This is a genomic window from Herbiconiux sp. FW305-C-125 (genome assembly GCF_058783455.1).
This window is the reverse complement of the sequence record NZ_JBYSYO010000001.1, coordinates 997,784-1,019,759: the sequence shown is the minus strand read 5'-3', so window position 1 is coordinate 1,019,759 and position 21,976 is coordinate 997,784. Positions and strand designations below refer to the sequence as shown.

The following is a 21,976-nucleotide window of genomic DNA, read 5'->3' as shown; positions in this document are numbered from 1 at the left end:
CGGGGGTTCGGGTCCCGTCGCGTCAAGGGTACTCAACCCGCCCGGGGATGGCCCGGCGACTCACCCCGCCGGAACCAGATTCACCTGGTAGAGCACGTCGTCACCGGCGCGTGGCGACCCGCGCCCGTCGGTGTTGTTCGTGAGCAGGTACACCGTCGATCCGGGCCCGCGCACGACGTCGCGCACCCGCCCGAGCTGACCGCCCTGGTACCAGGATGCGGCCGACCCGTCGAACCCCACGGTCCACAGCCGCTCCCCGCCGAGCGCGGCCATGAAGATCGTGTCGCCGACCACCGCGATCCCCGACGGCGACGCGTCCTCCGTCGGCCACTGCGCCACCGGGTCGACGAACGCCGGGTCTCCCGCCACGCCCTCCACCACCGGCCAGCCGTAGTTCGCTCCCGGCGTGATGCGGTTGATCTCGTCCCAGGTGTCCTGCCCGAACTCGGCCGCCCACATGGTGCCGTCGGCGGCCCAGGCGATGCCCTGCGGGTTGCGGTGCCCGAGCGTCCACACCGGCGACCCCGGGAACGGGTTGTCGGCCGGCACCGTGCCGATCGGGGTGATCCGCAGGATCTTCCCGCCCAGCGAATCGAGGGTCTGCGCGTTCGAGCCGTTGCTCGCGTCGCCCGCGGTGACGTAGAGCATGCCGTCCGGTCCGAACGCGATTCGCCCACCGTTGTGGTTCGACGCCTTCGGCAATCCCGTGAGCACCCCCTCGGGTGCGCCCAGGGTGTGCGCGCCCGGGGAGCCCGACAGCGGCATCCGCACCACCCGGTTGTCGTCCTGCGCGGTGTAGTAGGCGTACAGGTAGCTGCCGGATGCCCCCTCCAACGCCGCGAGACCGAGGAGGCCGCCCTCGCCCGCCGCCACCACGCCGGGCATCGTCGCAACCGGCACCGCGCGGCCGTCGACGATCTCCACGATCTGCCCGGAGTCCCGCTCGCTCACGAGGAGTGATCCGTCGGCCAGCCGCGGGATCGACCACGGTGCCGGCAGGTCGCTCGCGATCGCCACCGGATCCCCCGACGGCACGAGCGGCCCGAGATCCTCAGACGGCGCGGCGCTCGCCGTGGGCGTCGGTGCCGCCGTCATCGACGGAGTGGGGGAGGGCGGAGCGGAGGAGGCGGCCTCCGTCGGAGTCGCGGGCGCCTCGGCCGCGCCCGAACACGCCGCCAGCCCCAACACGGCGAGTGCTGCAACCGCACCCACCACGGCGCCCCGAGCGCGGCTCACGGCTGCCCGACTTCTCCCGCGCATCCGCTCACCACCCGTCTCGACCGTCAGTCCCGCTGCTTCCGGTCTACCTGGAAAATGCTCCGAGCGGGAGCCGGCGACGGCGTGGAGGTCTGGTCGGTGGACACCGGGGCGCCCGCGATGAAGTCACGCAGCTCCCGCCCGGCCACCACCTTCGCCGGCACCGGATCCCCCGCCACGAGCCGCGGCAGCGTATCGAAGGGCAGCGGCGCGTTCGACGCGAACGCGACCACGTTGCCGAACCGTCGCGCCTTCAACATCTGCGGGTCGGCCACCAGGGCCACCGCCGGGAACACGTGCGCGAGCGTCGCCGCCTGGCTGCGGGCGAACGCGAGCCCCGCTCCGTCGGCCACGTTCACCGCCACGATCCCGGTGGGCGAGAGGATGCCCGCGACGGCCGTGTAGAACTCCGCGCTCGTGACGTGAGCCGGCGTTCGCGCGCCGGCGAACACATCCACCACGACGACGTCGACCGTGCCGTGCAACCCGGGCGGGAACTTCGCCAGCACTTCGCGGGCGTCGCCGTGCCGCACCCGGATGCTCGCGTCCCGCGGCAGCGGCAGGTGCTCGCGCACGAACTCCACCAGCGCGCTGTCGATCTCCACCACCTGCTGCCGCGACCCGGGGCGGGTGGCGGCCACGTAGCGGGGCAGGGTGAACGCGCCGCCCCCGAGGTGCACCGCCGTGATGGGTGCCCCGGGCGCGGCGACGAGGTCGATGCCGTGCCCGATGCGCCGCACGTACTCGAACGAGAGGTAGCCGGGGTCGTCGAGGTCGACGTGCGACTGCGGTGTGCCGTCGACGATCAGCACCTTCGATCCGGGGCGAAACCGGTCCTCCTCGATGGTGGCGAGCAAGCCGTCCTGCAACCGGGTCGACGGATGCCCGGCGCCCCCGCCGCCCGCCGCCCGCTCCGCGTTCCGTGCCATCCCTCGACCCTATCGCCGAGGCCCGAGCGGCCCGAGCGGCCCCGGCGCCTTCGGCGGGTACACCCACGTCACCAGCACGACGGAGATGATCATGAGCAGGAACCACGAGACGAGCTTCGCGGCCGACACGAGTTGCCAGCCAGTCGCCTGGTCGGGGTAGGTCCAGGCCTGGGAGAAGGTGGCGATGTTCTCCGCGAACCAGATGAACAGCGCCACCAGCAGGAACGCGACGAGCACGGGCATCCGGTACGTCCGCCGGAAGACCCGGTAGTGCATCGTCGTGCGCGCGAACACCGCCACGACGGCGAGCACGAGCAGCCAGCGCAGGTCCCAGATGTAGTGGTGGGTGAAGAAGTTGAGGTAGATCGCGGCGGCGAGCACGGCCGTCAGCCACAGGGGCGGATAGCGTGTGAAGCGCAGATCGAACAGCCGGTACACGCGCACGAGGTACGACCCGACCGCCGCGTACATGAACCCGCTGAACAGCGGCACCCCGGCGATGCGCAGGATGCCGTCGGCTCCGTAGCTCCACGACCCGACGTCGGTCTTGAACAGCTCCATCACGGTGCCCACGATGTGGAAGAGCACGACCACCCGCAGCTCCCGCCAGGTCTCCAGCCGCGCCGCGACCATCACCACCTGGATCGCCACCGCCGCGAGCGTCAGGAAGTCGTTCCGCGCGAGCGCGGCGTCGGCCGGGTACCAGAGCCGCGCCGCGAAGATGACGGCGAGCAGCGCGCCGCCGAACACGCAGGCCCAAGCCTGCTTGAGCCCGAACACGAGGAACTCGACGAGCCAGGAGAGGGGGCCGCGCGCGGGCGTGGCGGCCAGGATGCGCCGCCAACGGCCCTCGAGGAAGCTCTCGGCGTCGCTCACGCGGTGGTTATACCTGAGAAAATGGAACTGGTCAAGATTTCGACTGGACAGGCGTGTTGAAAACGCCTATATTTGTTCTTTGCGCTCCCAGAAAACCCATGCCTTCATATTGTGGTCGGCAGCCGCGCGGACAGGTTCACACCATACCGCGCAGCAACACTCTAGAACCATATTGCGGGTTCAGACCATGTCTGCGGAGTCTCGACACCACATCGACCGTAAGTAACACAAGACCCGACGGGGTCCACGGAGGTTATTTCCTTGGCTGCTGCGCGCAACGCAACCACCAATTCACCCAAGAACGGTCGGGCCGCTTCCCGGCTCTCGTTCGCCAAGATCACCGACACCTTGACGGTTCCCGATCTGCTCGCTCTGCAGACCGAGAGCTTCGACTGGCTGGTCGGTAACGACGTGTGGAAGGCACGCGTCGCCGAAGCCAAGGCCGCCGGCCGGCAAGACCTGCCGAGCAACTCGGGCCTCGACGAGATCTTCGAGGAGATCTCGCCGATCGAAGACCTCGGCGAGACCATGCAGCTGAGCTTCACCAGCCCGTTCCTGGAGCCGGAGAAGTACACCATCGACGAGTGCAAGGAGCGCGGCAAGACCTACGCCGCCCCGCTCTACGTCGAGGCCGAGTTCATGAACCACCAGACCGGTGAGATCAAGACCCAGACCGTCTTCATGGGCGACTTCCCGCTGATGACCGAGAAGGGCACCTTCATCATCAACGGCACCGAGCGTGTCGTCGTGTCCCAGCTCGTGCGTTCCCCTGGTGTGTACTTCGAGCGCACCCCCGAGAAGACCTCCGACAAGGACATCTACTCGGCTCGCATCATCCCGAGCCGCGGCGCCTGGCTCGAGTTCGAGATCGACAAGCGCGACCAGGTCGGCGTGCGCATCGACCGCAAGCGCAAGCAGTCGGTGACCGTGTTCCTCAAGGCCCTCGGCCTCACCTCCGAGGAGATCCTCGAGGAGTTCAAGGGCTTCGCCTCGATCGAGGCCACCCTGGAGAAGGACTCGATCCTCACCAAGGAAGAGGCCCTCAAGGACATCTACCGCAAGCTCCGTCCGGGCGAGCAGGTGGCTGCCGAGGCCGCGCGTGCGCTGCTCGACAACTTCTACTTCAACCCGAAGCGCTACGACCTGGCGAAGGTGGGTCGTTACAAGATCAACCGCAAGCTCGGTATCGACGCTCCGCTCAGCGACTCCGTCCTCACCAACCAGGACATCATCGCGACCATCAAGTACCTGGTGGCCCTGCACGACAACCAGACGCAGCTGCCCGGCGTGCGTGACGGCAAGCCGGTCGAGATCCGTCTCGACGTCGACGACATCGACCACTTCGGCAACCGTCGCATCCGCGCCGTCGGCGAGCTCATCCAGAACCAGGTCCGCACGGGTCTGTCCCGCATGGAGCGCGTCGTCCGCGAGCGCATGACCACGCAGGACATCGAGGCCATCACCCCGCAGACCCTGATCAACGTGCGCCCCGTCGTCGCCGCGATCAAGGAGTTCTTCGGAACGAGCCAGCTGTCGCAGTTCATGGACCAGAACAACCCGCTCGCGGGTCTCACCCACAAGCGCCGCCTCTCTGCGCTCGGCCCCGGTGGTCTGTCCCGTGAGCGTGCCGGCGTCGAGGTGCGCGACGTGCACCCCAGCCACTACGGCCGGATGTGCCCGATCGAGACCCCTGAAGGCCCGAACATCGGTCTGATCGGTTCGCTCGCATCCTTCGCGCGCATCAACTCGTTCGGTTTCATCGAGACCCCCTACCGCCGCGTCGTCGACGGCAAGGTCACCGAGAACATCGACTACCTCACCGCGTCGGAGGAGGACGAGTACATCGTCGCCCAGGCCAACGCGCCGCTGACCGCCGACTCGCACTTCGCCGAGCAGCGCGTCCTCGCCCGTAAGAAGGGCGGCGAGGTCGACCTGTTCCCGGCCGAGGAGATCGGCTACATGGATGTCTCGCCGCGCCAGATGGTGTCGGTCGCGACCTCGCTCATCCCCTTCCTCGAGCACGACGACGCGAACCGCGCGCTCATGGGCGCGAACATGCAGCGCCAGGCCGTGCCCCTGCTCCGTTCGGAGTCGCCGCTGGTGGGTACCGGTATGGAGGGCTTCGCAGCCATCGACGCCGGTGACGTGGTCACCGCGGCCAACGCCGGTGTGGTGCAGGAGGTGTCGGCCGACGCCGTCACCGTGCAGCTCGACGACGGTGGCTACGACACCTACTACCTGCGCAAGTTCGACCGCTCGAACCAGGGCACGTCGTACAACAACCGCGTCATCGTCTCCGAGGGCGAGCGGATCGAGGCCGGTCAGGTCATCGCCGATGGCCCGGCCACCGAGAACGGCGAGCTCGCGCTCGGCAAGAACCTCCTCGTGGCGTTCATGCCGTGGGAGGGTCACAACTTCGAAGACGCGATCATCCTGAGCCAGAACCTGGTGAAGGACGACGTGCTCTCCTCGATCCACATCGAGGAGTACGAGGTGGATGCCCGCGACACCAAGCTCGGCAAGGAGGAGATCACCCGTGACCTCCCCAACGTGAGCCCGGAGCTGCTGGCCGACCTCGACGAGCGCGGCATCATCCGTATCGGTGCCGAGGTGCGCCCCGGCGACATCCTCGTCGGCAAGGTCACGCCGAAGGGTGAGACCGAGCTCTCCGCCGAGGAGCGTCTGCTCCGCGCGATCTTCAACGAGAAGAGCCGCGAGGTGCGCGACACGAGCCTCAAGGTGCCGCACGGTGAAGAGGGAACCATCATCGCCGTCAAGGAGTTCTCGGCCGAGAACGACGACGAGCTGGGTTCAGGCGTCAACCAGCGCGTGGTGGTCTACATCGCCCAGAAGCGCAAGATCACCGCGGGCGACAAGCTCGCCGGCCGTCACGGCAACAAGGGCGTCATCTCGAAGATCCTCCCGGTCGAGGACATGCCGTTCCTCGCCGACGGAACTCCGGTCGACATCGTCCTGAACCCGATGGGTATCCCGGGCCGCATGAACTTCGGCCAGGTGCTGGAGACCCACCTCGGGTGGATCGCCAAGCAGGGCTGGGAGGTCGAGGGCAAGCCGAAGTGGGCTGCGAGCCTGCCCGAGCAGGCCCGTTCGGCTGCTCCCGGCACGAAGGTCGCGACCCCGGTGTTCGACGGCGCCTCCGAGGAGGAGATCGCGGGTCTGCTCGACTCCACCACGCTCACGCGTGACGGCGAGCGCCTGATCGGCTCCTCCGGCAAGACGCAGCTGTTCGACGGCCGCTCCGGCGAGCCGTACCCGGAGCCCGTCTCGGTCGGCTACATGTACATCCTGAAGCTGCACCACCTGGTCGACGACAAGATCCACGCCCGTTCGACCGGTCCGTACTCGATGATCACCCAGCAGCCGCTCGGTGGTAAGGCGCAGTTCGGTGGCCAGCGCTTCGGTGAGATGGAGGTGTGGGCCCTCGAGGCTTACGGCTCGGCGTACGCGCTGCAGGAGCTGCTCACCATCAAGTCCGACGACATCCTCGGCCGCGTGAAGGTCTACGAGGCGATCGTCAAGGGCGAGAACATCCAGGAGCCGGGTATCCCCGAGAGCTTCAAGGTGCTCATCAAGGAGATGCAGTCGCTCTGCCTGAACGTCGAGGTGCTCTCGGCCGACGGCACCGCGGTGAGCCTGCGCGACACGGACGACGAGGTCTTCCGTGCCGCCGAAGAGCTCGGCATCAACATCTCCAGCCGCTTCGAGTCGTCGTCCATCGACGACATCTGAGCCGGCAACCACTAGAAGACTTTTTCCAGGAGAGAAGGAAAATTGCTCGACGTAACAACTTTTGATGAGCTGCGGATCGGTCTCGCCACGGCAGACGACATCCGCAAGTGGTCGCACGGTGAGGTCAAGAAGCCCGAGACGATCAACTACCGCACGCTGAAGCCCGAGAAGGACGGCCTCTTCGGAGAGCAGATCTTCGGGCCGAGCCGGGACTGGGAGTGCTCCTGCGGCAAGTACAAGCGGGTGCGCTTCAAGGGCATCGTCTGTGAGCGCTGTGGTGTCGAGGTCACGAAGTCGTCGGTGCGCCGTGAGCGCATGGGCCACATCGAGCTCGCCGCTCCGGTCACCCACATCTGGTACTTCAAGGGCGTTCCGTCGCGCTTGGGCTACCTGCTCGACATGGCGCCGAAAGACCTCGAGAAGGTCATCTACTTCGCCGCGTACATGATCATCTCGGTCGACGAAGACGGCCGCCACGAGGACATGCCGGGCCTCGAGAACGAGCTGCGGCTCGAGATCAAGACCCTGTCCGACCAGCGTGACGCCCGCATCGCCGACCGCCTGTCGCGCCTCGAGACCGACCTCGCCGAGCTCGAGAACGAGGGCGCGAAGGCCGACCAGAAGCGCCGCACGAAGGACGGCGCCGAGAAGGAGATGGCGCAGACCCGCAAGGCCTACGACGACCAGATCTCCCAGCTCGAGCGCGTGTGGGAGGACTTCCGCAACCTCAAGGTGGGCGAGCTGAAGCCCGAGGATGCGATCTTCCACGAGCTGCAGGACCGCTACGGCATGTACTTCGAGGCCTACATGGGCGCGGAGGCGATCAAGAAGCGCCTCGAGGCGTTCGACCTCGAGGCCGAGTCGGAGCTGCTGCACCTGCAGATCGCCGAGGGCAAGGGTCAGAAGAAGATCCGCGCCATCAAGCGTCTGCGCGTGGTGAACTCGTTCCTGCAGACCGGCAACTCGCCGGCCGCGATGGTGCTCGACGTGGTGCCGGTCATCCCGCCGGAGCTGCGCCCGATGGTGCAGCTCGACGGTGGCCGCTTCGCGACCAGCGACTTGAACGACCTCTACCGTCGTGTCATCAACCGCAACAACCGTCTGCGCCGTCTGCTCGACCTCGGTGCGCCCGAGATCATCGTCAACAACGAGAAGCGCATGCTGCAGGAGGCCGTCGACGCGCTGTTCGACAACGGCCGCCGCGGTCGCCCCGTCACGGGTACCGGCAACCGCGCGCTGAAGTCCCTCAGCGACATGCTGAAGGGTAAGCAGGGCCGGTTCCGCCAGAACCTTCTCGGCAAGCGCGTGGACTACTCGGGCCGTTCGGTCATCATCGTCGGCCCGCAGCTGAAGCTGCACCAGTGCGGTCTGCCCAAGCAGATGGCGCTCGAGCTCTTCAAGCCGTTCGTGATCAAGCGCCTGATCGACCTGAGCCACGCTCAGAACATCAAGGCCGCCAAGCGCATGGTGGAGCGTTCGCGCCCGCAGGTGTGGGACGTGCTCGAGGAGATCATCCGCGAGCGCCCCGTGCTGCTGAACCGCGCGCCCACGCTGCACCGTCTCGGCATCCAGGCCTTCGAGCCCCAGCTCGTGGAGGGCAAGGCGATCCAGCTGCACCCGCTCGTCTGCGCCGCGTTCAACGCGGACTTCGACGGTGACCAGATGGCCGTCCACCTCCCGCTGTCGGTCGAGGCCCAGGCCGAGGCGCGCATCCTGATGCTCGCGTCGAACAACATCCTGAAGCCGTCGGATGGCCGTCCGGTCACCCTGCCGACCCAGGACATGATCATCGGTCTACACCACCTCACCACGGTCAAGGAGGGCGCTGTCGGTGAAGGCCGCGCGTTCGCCTCGATCGCCGAGGCGATCCTGGCCTTCGACCAGAAGACGCTCGACCTCAACGCGAATGTGCGCATCCGCCTGAACGACGTCGTCTTCCACGAGGACGAGCGGCCCGAGGGCTACGTCGACGGCCCCGTGCTGGTCGACATCTCGCTCGGTCGCGCGCTGTTCAACGAGGCCCTGCCGGCCGACTACCCGCTCACCCGGGCCGTCGCCGACAAGGGGATGCTCTCGGGCATCGTCAACGACCTCGCCGAGCGCTACCCGAAGGTGGAGGTCGCAGCCTCGCTCGACCGCATCAAGGACGCCGGGTTCTACTGGGCCACGCGCTCCGGTGTGACCGTTGCGCTCTCCGACATCCTGACCCCGCCGAACAAGCGGGAGATCGTGGCGGGCTACGAGAAGCAGGCCGCCAAGGTGCAGGGTCAGTTCGAGAAGGGTCTCACGACCGACCTCGAGCGTCGTCAGGAGCTCATCCAGATCTGGACGAAGGCCACCGACGAGGTCGCCCAGGCCATGCGTGCCAACTTCCCGAGCGACAACACCATCAACCGCATGGTGTCGTCGGGTGCTCGTGGTAACTGGCTGCAGATCCGCAACATCGCGGGTATGCGAGGCCTGGTGAACAACCCGAAGGGTGAGATCATCCCGCGCCCGATCATCTCCTCGTACCGCGAGGGATTGTCGGTGGCGGAGTACTTCATCGCGACCCACGGTGCCCGCAAGGGTCTGGCCGACACGGCTCTCCGTACGGCCGACTCGGGCTACCTCACCCGTCGTCTGGTGGACGTCTCGCAGGATGTCATCATCCGCGAGCCCGACTGCGGCACCTCCCGCGGTCTCGACCTGCCGATCGCGATCGAGGGTGCCGACGGCACCTGGACCCGCGACGACAACGTCGAGAACTCGGTCTACGCCCGTTCGCTCGCCGCTGACGCGGTGAACGAGAAGGGTGAGGTCGTGGCCGAGGCCGGAGACGACGTCGGCGACGTGCTGATCGACAAGCTGGTCGCCGCGGGCGTCCGCACCATCAAGGTGCGCTCCGTGCTGACCTGCGAGTCGGCCGTCGGTGTGTGTGCTGCCTGCTACGGCCGCTCGCTCGCCACCGGCAAGCTCGTCGACATCGGCGAGGCCGTCGGCATCATCGCGGCCCAGTCGATCGGTGAGCCCGGTACCCAGCTCACGATGCGCACCTTCCACACCGGTGGATCGGCCTCGGCCGACGACATCACGCAGGGTCTGCCCCGCGTGCAGGAGCTCTTCGAGGCCCGCACCCCCAAGGGTGCGTCGCCCATCGTCGAGGCCGCCGGTCGCGTCATCATCGAGGACACGGAGCGCAGCCGCAAGGTCATCCTCACGCCCGACAACGGTGACGAGCCGATCGCCTACCCGGTGCTGAAGCGCGCCACCCTCCTCGTCGAGGACGGGCAGCACGTCGAGCTCGGCCAGCAGCTCATCGTCGGCGCCGTCGACCCGAAGGAAGTCCTTCGCGTCAAGGGCGTGCGCGAGGTGCAGAAGCACCTCGTGGGCGGTGTGCAGGGCGTCTACCGCTCGCAGGGTGTGCCGATCCACGACAAGCACATCGAGGTCATCGTGCGGCAGATGCTGCGCAAGGTCACCGTCGTCGAGCACGGCGACACCGACCTGCTCCCCGGTGAGCTCGTCGACCGGTCGCGCTACACCGAGGTGAACCGCGCCGCTCTCGCCGAGGGCAAGAAGCCCGCCTCGGCTCGCCAGGAGGTCATGGGTATCACCAAGGCCTCGCTCGCGACCGAGTCGTGGCTGTCGGCCGCGTCGTTCCAGGAGACCACGCGTGTTCTCACGCAGGCCGCCATGGAGGGCAAGTCCGACCCGCTGGTGGGCCTGAAGGAGAACGTGATCATCGGAAAGCTGATCCCGGCCGGAACCGGTCTCCAGAAGTACCGCAACGTCACCGTCGAGGCGACCGAAGAGGCCAAGGCCGAGCGCTACCCGAACCGCATCTTCACGGATGACTCGGTGTTCTCGGAGGCCGACCTCTCGTTCGTCGACTTCGACTCGTTCTCGAGCGACGACTACACCCCGGGCACCTACAACTAGTAGGCACCCCCGAAAGGCCCCTCACCGGACGGTGGGGGGCCTTTCTGGTTCTGCGGCGCGCGTGGCTGTCGGATGACGCATCCGTTGGTAGCGTGTGCGCATGAGCAGCGACGACCGTCACGACGACACACCGGAGTTCCCTGCGCGGGGGCCCGAGGGGGAGACGGCGGCGCCGGCGACGCCGCCGCTGCCCGATCTGCCGGCGTGGCAGGCGCCCGCGGGCGACGGGGCGACGGATGCGCCGCGCAACGACCCGGAACCCGCTGAGAACGTCGAGGTGGTCGACACCGAGCGCGTCGAGCGCGTCGAGGCCGTCGAGCACGCTGGGCCGGTCGAAGCCCCCGGTGAGGACCTGCCGGCCGCGAGCGGGCGGCCGACGGCCGAGAGCGCCACTCGCGAGCCGCTGGGGGGTCCCTACGTCGTCTCCGACCATGCTCCCGTTGCCGAGCAGGCCACCGCCGCCTACGACCGTCAGCCGCAGGGCGGCCCCTATGTGACGTCGTCCGAGCCCACGCCGTACGTCCCGGTCGATGAGGGCCGCACCCCGTACCCCGCGGCCGTGTTCGCTCCGGCGCCGCCGGCGGCCGCCGCGATGGCGGGTGCGGCCTACCCGCCGCCCTACCAGCCCGTGCCGCAGCCGATCGCCGCGCCCACGCCACCGGCCGCCCGCGGCAACCGGGGCGGCGGTACGCTCATCGCGCTGGTGGGCACCGTCGCGTTCGCGGTGGTCTACGCGGCCGTCGCCTTCCTCATCATCTCGGCGAACGTGCAGCCCGACACCTACGTCACGGCCTTCTCCTCGTTCCTCCTCAGCGCCGCATTCATCGTGCCGGCGATCGTGTTCGCGGTCTCGCTCATCCTGATGGTGTTGATCGTCAATCGCGCGGGCTGGTGGGCCTATGTGCTCGGGGGCTTCCTGGTGGCCGTCCTGGTCTACTTCGGGGGCCTGGCGGGCGCACTCATCCACGTGCAGGCCTGGAACTGGCAGCCCCAGGAGCAGTACGACTTCGTGCGCTCCATCACCATGGACCCGCTCACCCTCGCCGGTGCCATCGTGGCCCGCGAGGCCACCATCTGGGCCGGTGCCTGGATCGCGCTGCGTGGCCGCAAGGTCAAGGCGCGCAATCTGGCGGCGCGCGAGGAGTTCGACCGGCGGCAGGCCGAGAGCTCGGCTGCGGCCACCATGGCCTACGCCGAATCGCCGACCACCAGCCCGACCTGGTAACCCGCTCCGACCTGGGCACCCAGTCCGACCTGGTAACATCGGCAGGTCCGCGCTGCCGTTCGCTCCCAGCATGAGGAGCGATATTTGACCCTCCGGGGTCAAGAGGCTATTATTTTCCGGGTGTGTGCATACTTGCATGCCCAGATTTTCGAGCGAAGCAGGACGTAAGTCCCCACTGCTCCACCAACCAGCGATACCAGAGCCATTTTGTACCGCCGGTGGGTCCAAACGAACCCGACACGCCTGAACGAGGCGCGCGTGGGTCGTGAACGAACGAGGTGCGGGTGTCCGCCCTTGCAAACACTGTGCAGTACGAATACAAGGAGCAAGTAGTGCCAACCATTCAGCAGTTGGTCCGGAAGGGTCGCAGCCCCAAGGTCACGAAGACCAAGGCGCCCGCCCTCAAGGCCAACCCCCAGCAGCGCGGCGTGTGCACCCGTGTGTACACCACCACCCCCAAGAAGCCGAACTCCGCGCTTCGCAAGGTCGCCCGCGTCAAGCTGTCGAACGGCACCGAGGTCACCGCGTACATCCCCGGTGAGGGCCACAACCTGCAGGAGCACTCGATGGTGCTCGTCCGCGGCGGTCGTGTGAAGGACCTCCCTGGCGTTCGCTACAAGATCATCCGCGGCGCGCTCGACACGCAGGCCGTGAAGAACCGCAAGCAGGCTCGCAGCCGTTACGGCGCGAAGATGGAGAAGAAGTAATGCCTCGCAAGGGTCCCGCTCCGAAGCGCCCCGTCGTCGCCGACCCCGTCTACGGGGCCCCGATCGTCAGCCAGCTGGTCAACAAGATCCTGCTCGACGGCAAGAAGGCCACTGCCGAGCGCATCGTCTACGAAGCGCTCGAGGGCGTCGCCGCCAAGAACAACCAGGATGCGGTCGTCACCCTGAAGAAGGCGCTCGACAACGTGCGCCCGACCCTCGAGGTGCGCAGCCGCCGCGTCGGTGGCTCGACCTACCAGGTTCCGATCGAGGTCAAGCCGCACCGCGCGAACACGCTCGCGCTCCGCTGGCTCACCACCTACGCGAAGGCCCGCCGCGAGAAGACGATGACCGAGCGTCTCACCAACGAGATCCTCGACGCGTCGAACGGTCTGGGCGCCGCTGTCAAGCGTCGCGAAGACACCCACAAGATGGCCGAGTCGAACAAGGCGTTCGCGCACTACCGCTGGTAGTCCGACCCCTCTCCTCGCCCTCAACCCCTTACCTATCGGAGGATATCCGTGGCACAGGACGTGCTCACCGACCTGAACAAGGTCCGCAACATCGGCATCATGGCGCACATCGATGCCGGCAAGACCACCACCACCGAGCGCATCCTGTTCTACACGGGCATCACCCACAAGATCGGTGAGGTGCACGACGGCGCCGCCACCATGGACTGGATGGCGCAGGAGCAGGAGCGCGGCATCACCATCACGTCGGCCGCGACGACCTGTTTCTGGAACAAGAACCAGATCAACATCATCGACACCCCCGGCCACGTCGACTTCACCGTCGAGGTGGAGCGTTCGCTCCGCGTGCTCGATGGCGCGGTCGCCGTGTTCGACGGCAAGGAGGGCGTGGAGCCCCAGTCCGAGACGGTGTGGCGTCAGGCCGACAAGTACAACGTGCCGCGCATCTGCTTCGTCAACAAGATGGACAAGCTGGGCGCCGACTTCTACTTCACGGTCGACACCATCATCAACCGCCTCGGCGCGAAGCCGCTGGTCATCCAGCTCCCGATCGGTGCGGAGTCCTCGTTCGAGGGCGTCGTCGACCTGGTTGAGATGCGTGCGCTGACCTGGCGCGGCGACGCCAAGGGTGACGTGCAGATGGGTGCCAAGTACGAGATCGAGGAGATCCCGGCCGACCTCAAGGAGAAGGCCGACGAGTACCGTCAGGTGCTCCTGGAGACCGTCGCCGAGACCGACGACGCGCTGCTCGAGAAGTTCTTCGGCGGCGAGGAGCTCACGGTCGCCGAGATCAAGGGCGCCATCCGCAAGCTCACCGTCAACAGCGAGATCTACCCGGTGCTCTGCGGCTCGGCGTTCAAGAACCGCGGCGTGCAGCCGATGCTCGATGCGGTCGTCGACTACCTGCCGTCGCCGCTCGACGTTCCCGCGACCGAGGGTCACGACATCCGCGACGAGGAGATCGTCGTCGAGCGTCACCCCGACCCGAAGGACCCGTTCGCGGCCCTCGCGTTCAAGGTCGCGGTGCACCCGTTCTTCGGTCGTCTCACCTACATCCGCGTGTACTCGGGTCACCTCGATTCCGGCGCTCAGGTGATGAACTCGACCAAGGGCAAGAAGGAGCGCATCGGCAAGATCTTCCAGATGCACTCCAACAAGGAGAACCCGGTCGACTCGGTCACCGCCGGCCACATCTACGCGGTCATCGGCCTGAAGGACACCACCACCGGTGACACCCTGTCCGACCCGTCGAACCAGGTCGTCCTCGAGTCGATGACGTTCCCGGAGCCGGTGATCGAGGTCGCGATCGAGCCGAAGACGAAGGCCGACCAGGAGAAGCTGGGTGTCGCCATCCAGAAGCTCGCTGAAGAGGACCCGACCTTCCGCACCGAGCAGAACCAGGAGACCGGTCAGACGGTCATCAAGGGAATGGGCGAGCTCCACCTCGACATCCTGGTCGACCGCATGAAGCGCGAGTTCAACGTCGAGGCCAACGTGGGCAAGCCCCAGGTGGCCTACCGTGAGACGATCCGCAAGGCCGTCGAGCGTCACGACTACACCCACAAGAAGCAGACCGGTGGTTCCGGCCAGTTCGCGAAGGTGCAGATCGCCATCGAGCCGCTCGAGGTCACGGCCGACAAGACCTACGAGTTCGAGAACAAGGTCACCGGTGGTCGCGTTCCGCGCGAGTACATCCCGTCGGTGGATGCGGGCATCCAGGATGCGCTGCAGGTCGGCGTGCTCGCCGGCTACCCCATGGTGGGTGTCAAGGCGAGCCTGCTCGACGGTCAGTCGCACGACGTCGACTCCTCGGAGATGGCGTTCAAGATCGCCGGTTCGATGGCCTTCAAGGAGGCCGCTCGCAAGGCCAGCCCCGTGCTGCTCGAGCCGCTCATGGCCGTCGAGGTGCGCACGCCCGAGGAGTACATGGGCGACGTCATCGGCGACCTCAACTCGCGTCGTGGCCAGATCCAGTCGATGGAAGACGCCTCCGGCGTCAAGGTCGTCCGCGCTCACGTCCCGCTCTCGGAGATGTTCGGTTACATCGGTGACCTGCGCTCCAAGACGTCGGGCCGTGCGGTGTACTCGATGACCTTCGAGAGCTATGCCGAGGTCCCGAAGGCTGTGGCCGACGAGATCATCCAGAAGAACAAGGGCGAGTAACACCCGAGTTCTGCGGGCCACGTCGGTTCGCGTAAAATATCAACAAACCCCCCGCCTGATTCCGGATGCAATCCAGCATCCGGTGTCCGGCATGAGAGTCCTGAGGAGGACCTAGTGGCTAAGGCCAAGTTCGAGCGGACCAAGCCGCACGTCAACATCGGAACGATCGGTCACGTCGACCACGGTAAGACCACTCTTACCGCGGCGATCTCGAAGGTTCTGGCGGACAAGTTCCCGTCGGCGACCAACGTTCAGCGCGACTTCGCGTCGATCGACTCCGCTCCTGAGGAGCGCCAGCGCGGCATCACGATCAACATCTCGCACGTCGAGTACGAGACGCCCAAGCGTCACTACGCTCACGTCGACGCCCCTGGTCACGCTGACTACATCAAGAACATGATCACCGGTGCCGCTCAGATGGACGGCGCGATCCTCGTGGTCGCCGCCACCGACGGCCCGATGGCTCAGACCCGTGAGCACGTGCTGCTCGCCAAGCAGGTCGGCGTGCCCTACCTGCTGGTCGCCCTCAACAAGGCCGACATGGTCGACGACGAGGAGATCCTGGAGCTCGTCGAGCTCGAGGTTCGCGAGCTGCTCTCCAGCCAGAACTTCGACGGCGACAACGCTCCTGTCGTGCGCGTCTCGGGCCTGAAGGCCCTTGAGGGTGACGAGAAGTGGACCCAGTCCATCCTCGACCTCATGGACGCCGTCGACGAGTCCATCCCGGACCCGATCCGCGACAAGGACAAGCCGTTCCTCATGCCGATCGAGGACGTCTTCACGATCACCGGTCGTGGAACGGTCGTCACCGGTCGCGCCGAGCGTGGCACCCTGGCCATCAACTCCGAGGTCGAGATCGTCGGCATCCGCCCGACGCAGAAGACCACGGTCACCGGTATCGAGATGTTCCACAAGCAGCTCGACGAGGCCTGGGCCGGCGAGAACTGTGGTCTGCTCCTCCGCGGCACCAAGCGCGAGGACGTCGAGCGCGGTCAGGTCGTCGTGAAGCCCGGTTCGGTCACGCCGCACACCGAGTTCGAGGGCACCGCCTACATCCTCTCGAAGGATGAGGGTGGCCGTCACAACCCCTTCTACACGAACTACCGTCCGCAGTTCTACTTCCGTACCACCGACGTCACCGGCGTCATCACGCTGCCCGAGGGCACCGAGATGGTCATGCCCGGCGACACCACCGACATCTCGGTCGCGCTGATCCAGCCGATCGCGATGGAGGAGGGCCTCGGCTTCGCGATCCGTGAGGGTGGCCGCACCGTCGGTGCCGGTACCGTCACCAAGATCAACAAGTAGTCTCTGCACCATTCAAAAGGGTCGTGCCTTCGGGCACGGCCCTTTTGCTTTGCCGGAAAACGGATCAGGATGACCACATGAGTGGATTCGACGACATCACCAAGAAGGCACAGGAGTTCCTGAACGACGACAAAGTGAAGGATGCCCTGAAGAGCGAGAAGGCGGAGGAGATCAGCGACAAGGTGCTCGACGGCGTGGCCGACACCGTGAAGAAGGTCACCGGCGGCAAGTTCGACGACCAGGTGGAAGGCGCCCGGGCCGCGGCCGACAAGGCGGTCGGCAACGAATAGGTATTGAATAGGGGAATGCCCCGCCTCCGTCGATCTGATTCCTCGGGGCGGGGCATTCGCCGTCTCCGCTCGGGAAAAGGCTTCACCTACCGCGACGACGACGGCAACACGATCACCGATCCCGAGCTCCGCGCCCGGTTCGAAAACCTCGCCATCCCGCCCGCTTGGACCGATGTCTGGATCGCCCCCTACGCGAACGGCCACATCCAGGCCACCGGCGTCGACGGAGCGGGCCGACGCCAGTACATCTACCACCCCACCTGGCGAGAGCAGAAAGACCGCATCAAGTACGACCGTGCGCTCGCCCTCGCGGAATCGCTGCCGGCCGCGCGACGTCTCGTCACCATCGACCTCCGCAAGGAGGGGTACCCGCGGGAGCGCGCCCTGGCGGCCGGCTTCCGGATGCTCGACACCGGCTCCCTGCGCGTCGGCAACGAGCGCTACGCGCAGCAGCACGGCAGCTACGGACTGACCAGCCTGCTCTGCAGCCACGCGAGCGTCTCGGGCGACGTCGTGTCGCTCGAGTTCCCGGCGAAGAGCGGCGAGGAGTGGTCGTCGGAGATCACCGACGCCGACCTCGCGAGCGTGGTGCGCAGCCTCAAGCGGCGCGGCCCACAGGCTCGCCTGCTCGCCTGGAAAGCGGGTCGCACGTGGCACCCGGTCGATCCCGCCGAGATCAACGAGTACGTGCGCGAACGCACGGGCGGGGAGTTCACGGCCAAGGACTTCCGCACCCTGCACGGCACGCTGGCGGCGGCCGTGAGTCTCGCCAAGCACGGGCCGGAGGAGAAGAAGACCGCGCGGACGAGGGCCCTCGCACAGGCGATGCGCGACGCATCCGTCGTGCTCGGCAACACGCCCGCGATCGCGAAGAAGAGCTACGTCGACCCGCGAATCGTCGACCACTACGCGGCGGGGGCGACCATCGACCCGGGGCGCCTCGCCTCGGCCGAGAGCGAACTCCGAGTTCTGCTCTTCTCCTGAGCCCACCCACTTCTCGGGCGTGAAGTCAAGACTTGTGTTCCGGGGTGGCGGGCGCAGAATAGGGTCAATCGTTCTTACGGGAGGCTCGCCGCCAGACGCTGCGAACAGAGCTTGGCCGAGAGTAGCCAGCGCGATTGAGACGACTGGGCTCCGGGCGCTCCCGTAAGAACGTTTTTTCGTGGTCGACATGCCCGCGAAACCTGCGGGGCATAGCGTTGAAGCGTGTTCACCAAGTCCGACCCCGCAGCGCCCGAGGGCTTCTTCGAGGCCGAGGCGGCGGGGCTCCGGTGGCTTGCGGATGCGCAGGGCGTGCCGTGCGTGCGCGTCGAGTCGGTGCGCCCGGGCCGGATCGAACTCGAGGAACTCCGGAGTGCTCGGCCCAGCCGGGAGGCGGCACGGCGCTTCGGTGAACTGCTGGCGCTCACGCACGGGGCCGGAGCGGATGCGTTCGGCTCGCCGCCCGCCGACTGGCCGGGCCCGAGCTTCATCGGCCGGCGCGCGATGAGCGTCGGGGCGTGGGCGGATTGGAGCGAGTTCTACGCCGGGCAACGCGTGCGACCCTACGCCGAGCAGGCGGTTGCCCGGGGCAACATCTCGGCCGAGGGCTACCAGACGGTGCTGCGCACCTGCGACCTGATCGAGTCGGGCATCTTCGACGACGGAGCCCCGCCCGCGCGTCTGCACGGCGACCTCTGGTCGGGCAACGTGATGTGGACGCCGACCGGCGTCGTCCTGATCGACCCCGCCGCGCACGGCGGCCACCGGGAGACCGATCTCGCGATGCTGCTGCTGTTCGGCGCGCCGTTCGTCGAGGACATCCTCACGGCCTACGACCGGGTCGCGCCCCTCGCGCCCGGGTGGCACGAACGGGTGCCGCTGCACCAACTCTTCCCGCTCGCCGTGCACGCGGTCGGCCACGGGGCGAGTTACGGTGCTGAACTCGAACGGGCGGCCCGGGCGGTGCTGCGCCTGGGCGGCGGATCCGCGTCCTGATGCGCGACACGCCCGGGTTGCATGTAGCCCTGAGATGTGGCAAACTCGTCTAGTTCAACATTTTGGGCCGCTCTGCGCGTGCCCGAATCACTGTCTTGGCAGTGCATAGTCACGATGTTCATTCATCGGGGAACTAGGCCGCGGGCAGCAGGACACAGCTTAATCGCAACCCTCACTTCCCTTGGGATACGTGTGTGCGCGCGGTGCTTGATAGCAAAACAGTGGGCGTCCAATGCAGTCGAGGCTGTACGACGCGAGATAGAGAGAGAGTCACACATGGCGGGACAGAAGATCCGCATTCGACTTAAGTCGTATGACCACGAGGTCATCGACACCTCGGCACGCAAGATCGTCGACACGGTCACGCGCGCAGGTGCAACGGTCGTGGGCCCCGTGCCGCTGCCGACCGAGAAGAACGTGGTGGCGGTCATCCGTTCGCCCCACAAGTACAAGGACAGCCGCGAGCACTTCGAGATGCGCACGCACAAGCGCCTCATCGACATCATCGACCCGACGCCCAAGGCCGTCGACTCGCTCATGCGTCTCGACCTCCCCGCCGACGTCAACATCGAGATCAAGCTCTGAGCGGGAAGGGACCAGTAAACACTCATGGCTACCACCGCTAAGACTTCCAAGGGCCTGCTCGGCAAGAAGCTCGGCATGACCCAGGTGTGGGACGAGAACAACCGTCTCATCCCCGTGACCGTCGTCGAGGTCTCCCCGAACGTCGTCACCCAGATCCGCACCCCGGAGAAGGACGGCTACTCGGCCGTTCAGATCGCCGCCGGCCAGATCGACCCGCGCAAGGTCAACAAGCCGGCCACCGGTCACTTCGACGCCGCCGGCGTCACCCCGCGCCGCCACCTCACCGAGATCCGCACCGCGGATGCGGCCGACTACACCGTCGGCCAGGAGCTCACCGCCGAGAGCGTCTTCGAAGCCGGCCAGAAGGTCGACGTCGTGGGCACCTCGAAGGGTAAGGGCTTCGCCGGTGTGATGAAGCGCCACAACTTCAAGGGCGTCTCCGCCTCGCACGGTTCGCACCGCAACCACCGCAAGCCCGGCTCGATCGGTGCCTCCTCGACGCCCAGCCGCGTCTTCAAGGGCATGCGCATGGCCGGCCGGATGGGTGGCGAGCGCGTCACCGTGCTCAACCTGGTCATCCACTCGGTCGACGCCGAGAAGGGCCTGCTGCTGGTCAAGGGCGCCGTTCCCGGCGCCAAGGGCCGCCTCGTTTTCGTTCGCAACGCAGTGAAGGGGGCGTAGTCCATGGCTGCCGCTACTAACACGCTCGATGTGCTCGACGTCTCCGGCAAGAAGTCTGGCACCGTCGAGCTGCCCGCCGAGATCTTCGACGTGCAGACCAACATCCCGCTCATCCACCAGGTCGTCGTCGCTCAGCTCGCCGCCGCCCGCCAGGGAACCCACAAGACCAAGCGTCGTGGTGAGGTCTCCGGTGCCGGCCGCAAGCCGTTCAAGCAGAAGGGAACCGGTCGCGCTCGTCAGGGCTCGATCCGCGCCCCTCAGATGACCGGCGGTGGCATCGTGCACGGACCGGTGCCGCGCAACTACTCGCAGCGCACCCCCAAGAAGATGATCGCCGCGGCTCTGCTCGGCGCTCTCTCCGACCGCGCCCGTGGTGGCCGCGTGCACGTGGTCGAGACGCTCGCCCAGGGCGAGACCCCCTCGACCAAGGCCGTGAACGAGTTCCTCGCCACCGTCGCCACCTCCAAGCACGTTCTGATCGTGCTGGAGCGCACCGACGAGCTGAGCCTCAAGAGCGTCCGCAACATCCCGACCGTTCACGTGCTGCCCGCAGACCAGCTGAACGCCTACGACGTCCTCGTCTCCGACGACATCGTCTTCACCAAGGGCTCGTTCGACGCCTTCGTCGCGTCGAAGAGCAACAAGGAAGAGGTTTCCGCATGAGCAACGCCGCGTTCAACAAGGACCCGCGTGACATCATCCTGTCTCCGGTCGTCTCCGAGAAGAGCTACGGCCTGATCGACGAGGGCAAGTACACCTTCGTCGTCGACCCCCGTTCGAACAAGACCGAGATCAAGCTCGCCATCGAGAAGATCTTCGGCGTCGAGGTCGCGTCGATCAACACCCTGAACCGTCAGGGCAAGACCCGTCGCACCCGCTTCGGCCAGGGCAAGCGCAAGGACACCAAGCGCGCGATCGTGACGCTCAAGTCCGGTTCCATCGACATCTTCACGGCCGTCGGCTAGGCGCGGAAGCTAGAGGAAAAGACACATGGCTATTCGTAAGTACAAGCCCACGACTCCGGGCCGCCGCGGTTCGTCCGTCGCGGACTTCGCAGAGATCACCCGCTCGACGCCCGAGAAGTCGCTGCTGCGCCCGCTCGCCAAGACCGGTGGCCGCAACAACCAGGGCCGCATCACGACCCGTCACATCGGTGGTGGCCACAAGCGCCAGTACCGCGTGATCGACTTCCGTCGCAACGACAAGGACGGCGTGAACGCCAAGGTCGCGCACATCGAGTACGACCCCAACCGCACCGCGCGCATCGCGCTGCTGCACTACGTCGACGGCACGAAGCGCTACATCCTGGCTCCGAACAAGCTCGCCCAGGGCGACATCGTCGAGTCGGGTGCGGGCGCGGACATCAAGCCGGGCAACAACCTGCCGCTGCGCAACATCCCGACCGGTACCGTGATCCACGCGATCGAGCTGAAGCCGGGCGGGGGCGCCAAGATGGCCCGTTCCGCCGGTGCCTCCGTGCGCCTCGTGGCGAAGGACGGCCCCTACGCGCAGCTGCGTCTGCCCTCGGGCGAGATCCGCAACGTCGATGCGCGCTGCCGCGCCACCATCGGCGAGGTCGGCAATGCCGAGCAGTCCAACATCAACTGGGGCAAGGCCGGCCGCAACCGCTGGAAGGGCATCCGCCCGACCGTCCGCGGTGTCGCGATGAACCCGGTCGACCACCCGCACGGTGGTGGTGAGGGCAAGACGTCCGGTGGTCGTCACCCCGTCAGCCCGTGGGGTCAGGCCGAAGGCCGCACCCGTCACCCCAACAAGGAAAGCGACAAGCTCATCGTGCGTCGTCGGACCGTCGGCAAGAAGCGTAAGTAGGAGTCTC

At 66.9% G+C, this 21,976-nt stretch carries 18 protein-coding genes; 15 read left to right on the top strand and 3 right to left on the bottom strand.

Translation table 11 applies throughout. From position 1 onward, the window contains the following. Positions 1 to 60: 60 nt before the first annotated feature. From AC3WLB_RS05260 to AC3WLB_RS05250, 3 genes are read right to left on the bottom strand one after another with little or no spacing between them, the layout of a single operon-like run. Positions 61 to 1,236: a PQQ-dependent sugar dehydrogenase gene (locus AC3WLB_RS05260; protein ID WP_492503898.1), complete on the bottom strand. Its 1,176-nt coding sequence runs from the start codon at positions 1,234 to 1,236 to the stop codon at positions 61 to 63. Positions 1,237 to 1,283: 47 nt separating this feature from the next. Continuing rightward, entirely contained in the window at positions 1,284 to 2,186 is a 903-nt protein-coding gene (locus AC3WLB_RS05255; protein ID WP_492503897.1) for a spermidine synthase, read from the bottom strand. Positions 2,187 to 2,195: 9 nt separating this feature from the next. Beyond that, positions 2,196 to 3,062 carry a DUF817 domain-containing protein gene (locus tag AC3WLB_RS05250; protein ID WP_492503896.1) on the bottom strand — a complete coding sequence of 289 codons (867 nt, stop codon included), beginning with the start codon at positions 3,060 to 3,062 and terminating at the stop codon, positions 2,196 to 2,198. A 261-nt stretch (positions 3,063 to 3,323) separates the two neighbouring features. Between AC3WLB_RS05250 and rpoB the strand changes: the two genes are divergently transcribed. The 15 genes from rpoB to rplB all read left to right on the top strand — a co-directional run bounded on the left by rpoB (position 3,324) and on the right by rplB (position 21,969). Beyond that, entirely contained in the window at positions 3,324 to 6,812 is a 3,489-nt protein-coding gene (rpoB, locus tag AC3WLB_RS05245) for a DNA-directed RNA polymerase subunit beta (RefSeq protein WP_492503895.1), read from the top strand. Positions 6,813 to 6,854: 42 nt separating this feature from the next. After that, positions 6,855 to 10,733, top strand: coding sequence for a DNA-directed RNA polymerase subunit beta' (locus AC3WLB_RS05240; protein WP_492503894.1), 3,879 nt, complete (start codon positions 6,855 to 6,857; stop codon positions 10,731 to 10,733). 100 nt (positions 10,734 to 10,833) lie between these two features. Next, the gene (locus AC3WLB_RS05235; RefSeq protein ID WP_492503893.1) at positions 10,834 to 11,958 is read left to right on the top strand and encodes a hypothetical protein; all 1,125 of its coding nucleotides are present in this window, start codon (positions 10,834 to 10,836) and stop codon (positions 11,956 to 11,958) included. Positions 11,959 to 12,290: 332 nt separating this feature from the next. Further along, positions 12,291 to 12,665 (top strand): 30S ribosomal protein S12, encoded by a 375-nt coding sequence (gene rpsL / locus AC3WLB_RS05230; RefSeq protein WP_022889720.1) that lies wholly within the window; start codon positions 12,291 to 12,293, stop codon positions 12,663 to 12,665. After that, positions 12,665 to 13,135: a 30S ribosomal protein S7 gene (rpsG, locus tag AC3WLB_RS05225; protein ID WP_022895507.1), complete on the top strand. Its 471-nt coding sequence runs from the start codon at positions 12,665 to 12,667 to the stop codon at positions 13,133 to 13,135. Before rpsL ends, rpsG begins: the two co-directional genes overlap by 1 nt. Before the next feature lie 48 nt (positions 13,136 to 13,183). Further along, positions 13,184 to 15,298 (top strand): elongation factor G, encoded by a 2,115-nt coding sequence (gene fusA / locus AC3WLB_RS05220; RefSeq protein ID WP_492503892.1) that lies wholly within the window; start codon positions 13,184 to 13,186, stop codon positions 15,296 to 15,298. A gap of 114 nt (positions 15,299 to 15,412) precedes the next feature. Further along, positions 15,413 to 16,606 carry an elongation factor Tu gene (gene tuf / locus AC3WLB_RS05215; RefSeq protein ID WP_022895510.1) on the top strand — a complete coding sequence of 398 codons (1,194 nt, stop codon included), beginning with the start codon at positions 15,413 to 15,415 and terminating at the stop codon, positions 16,604 to 16,606. A gap of 77 nt (positions 16,607 to 16,683) precedes the next feature. After that, positions 16,684 to 16,896: an antitoxin gene (locus AC3WLB_RS05210; protein ID WP_492503889.1), complete on the top strand. Its 213-nt coding sequence runs from the start codon at positions 16,684 to 16,686 to the stop codon at positions 16,894 to 16,896. Positions 16,897 to 16,911: 15 nt separating this feature from the next. Continuing rightward, complete coding sequence (locus AC3WLB_RS05205) at positions 16,912 to 17,880, top strand: DNA topoisomerase IB (RefSeq protein ID WP_492503887.1); 969 nt, start codon at positions 16,912 to 16,914, stop codon at positions 17,878 to 17,880. Positions 17,881 to 18,102: 222 nt separating this feature from the next. After that, positions 18,103 to 18,873, top strand: a complete 771-nt coding sequence (locus tag AC3WLB_RS05200) for a fructosamine kinase family protein (protein ID WP_022895513.1) — start codon at positions 18,103 to 18,105, stop codon at positions 18,871 to 18,873. A gap of 276 nt (positions 18,874 to 19,149) precedes the next feature. Continuing rightward, positions 19,150 to 19,458, top strand: a complete 309-nt coding sequence (gene rpsJ, locus AC3WLB_RS05195) for a 30S ribosomal protein S10 (RefSeq protein WP_022895514.1) — start codon at positions 19,150 to 19,152, stop codon at positions 19,456 to 19,458. Positions 19,459 to 19,482: 24 nt separating this feature from the next. Further along, complete coding sequence (gene rplC / locus AC3WLB_RS05190) at positions 19,483 to 20,139, top strand: 50S ribosomal protein L3 (RefSeq protein ID WP_022895515.1); 657 nt, start codon at positions 19,483 to 19,485, stop codon at positions 20,137 to 20,139. Positions 20,140 to 20,142: 3 nt separating this feature from the next. Beyond that, the gene (gene rplD / locus AC3WLB_RS05185; protein ID WP_022895516.1) at positions 20,143 to 20,802 is read left to right on the top strand and encodes a 50S ribosomal protein L4; all 660 of its coding nucleotides are present in this window, start codon (positions 20,143 to 20,145) and stop codon (positions 20,800 to 20,802) included. Further along, entirely contained in the window at positions 20,799 to 21,104 is a 306-nt protein-coding gene (rplW, locus tag AC3WLB_RS05180; protein WP_022895517.1) for a 50S ribosomal protein L23, read from the top strand. The genes rplD and rplW overlap by 4 nt, the downstream gene beginning before the upstream one ends. A gap of 25 nt (positions 21,105 to 21,129) precedes the next feature. Next, complete coding sequence (gene rplB, locus AC3WLB_RS05175) at positions 21,130 to 21,969, top strand: 50S ribosomal protein L2 (RefSeq protein ID WP_022897961.1); 840 nt, start codon at positions 21,130 to 21,132, stop codon at positions 21,967 to 21,969. Positions 21,970 to 21,976 lie beyond the last annotated feature (7 nt).

Bases quoted from the DNA above. Each gene is read 5' to 3' on its own strand.
- rplB (WP_022897961.1), top strand. From the start codon at position 21,130: ATGGCTATTCGTAAGTACAAGCCCACGACTCCGGGCCGCCGCGGTTCG.
- rpsG (WP_022895507.1), top strand. From the start codon at position 12,665: ATGCCTCGCAAGGGTCCCGCTCCGAAGCGCCCCGTCGTCGCCGACCCC.
- AC3WLB_RS05205 (WP_492503887.1), top strand. From the start codon at position 16,912: ATGCCCCGCCTCCGTCGATCTGATTCCTCGGGGCGGGGCATTCGCCGT.
- rplD (WP_022895516.1), top strand. From the start codon at position 20,143: ATGGCTGCCGCTACTAACACGCTCGATGTGCTCGACGTCTCCGGCAAG.
- rplW (WP_022895517.1), top strand. From the start codon at position 20,799: ATGAGCAACGCCGCGTTCAACAAGGACCCGCGTGACATCATCCTGTCT.
- AC3WLB_RS05210 (WP_492503889.1), top strand. From the start codon at position 16,684: ATGAGTGGATTCGACGACATCACCAAGAAGGCACAGGAGTTCCTGAAC.
- rplC (WP_022895515.1), top strand. From the start codon at position 19,483: ATGGCTACCACCGCTAAGACTTCCAAGGGCCTGCTCGGCAAGAAGCTC.
- rpsJ (WP_022895514.1), top strand. From the start codon at position 19,150: ATGGCGGGACAGAAGATCCGCATTCGACTTAAGTCGTATGACCACGAG.
- AC3WLB_RS05235 (WP_492503893.1), top strand. From the start codon at position 10,834: ATGAGCAGCGACGACCGTCACGACGACACACCGGAGTTCCCTGCGCGG.
- AC3WLB_RS05255 (WP_492503897.1), bottom strand. From the start codon at position 2,186: ATGGCACGGAACGCGGAGCGGGCGGCGGGCGGCGGGGGCGCCGGGCAT.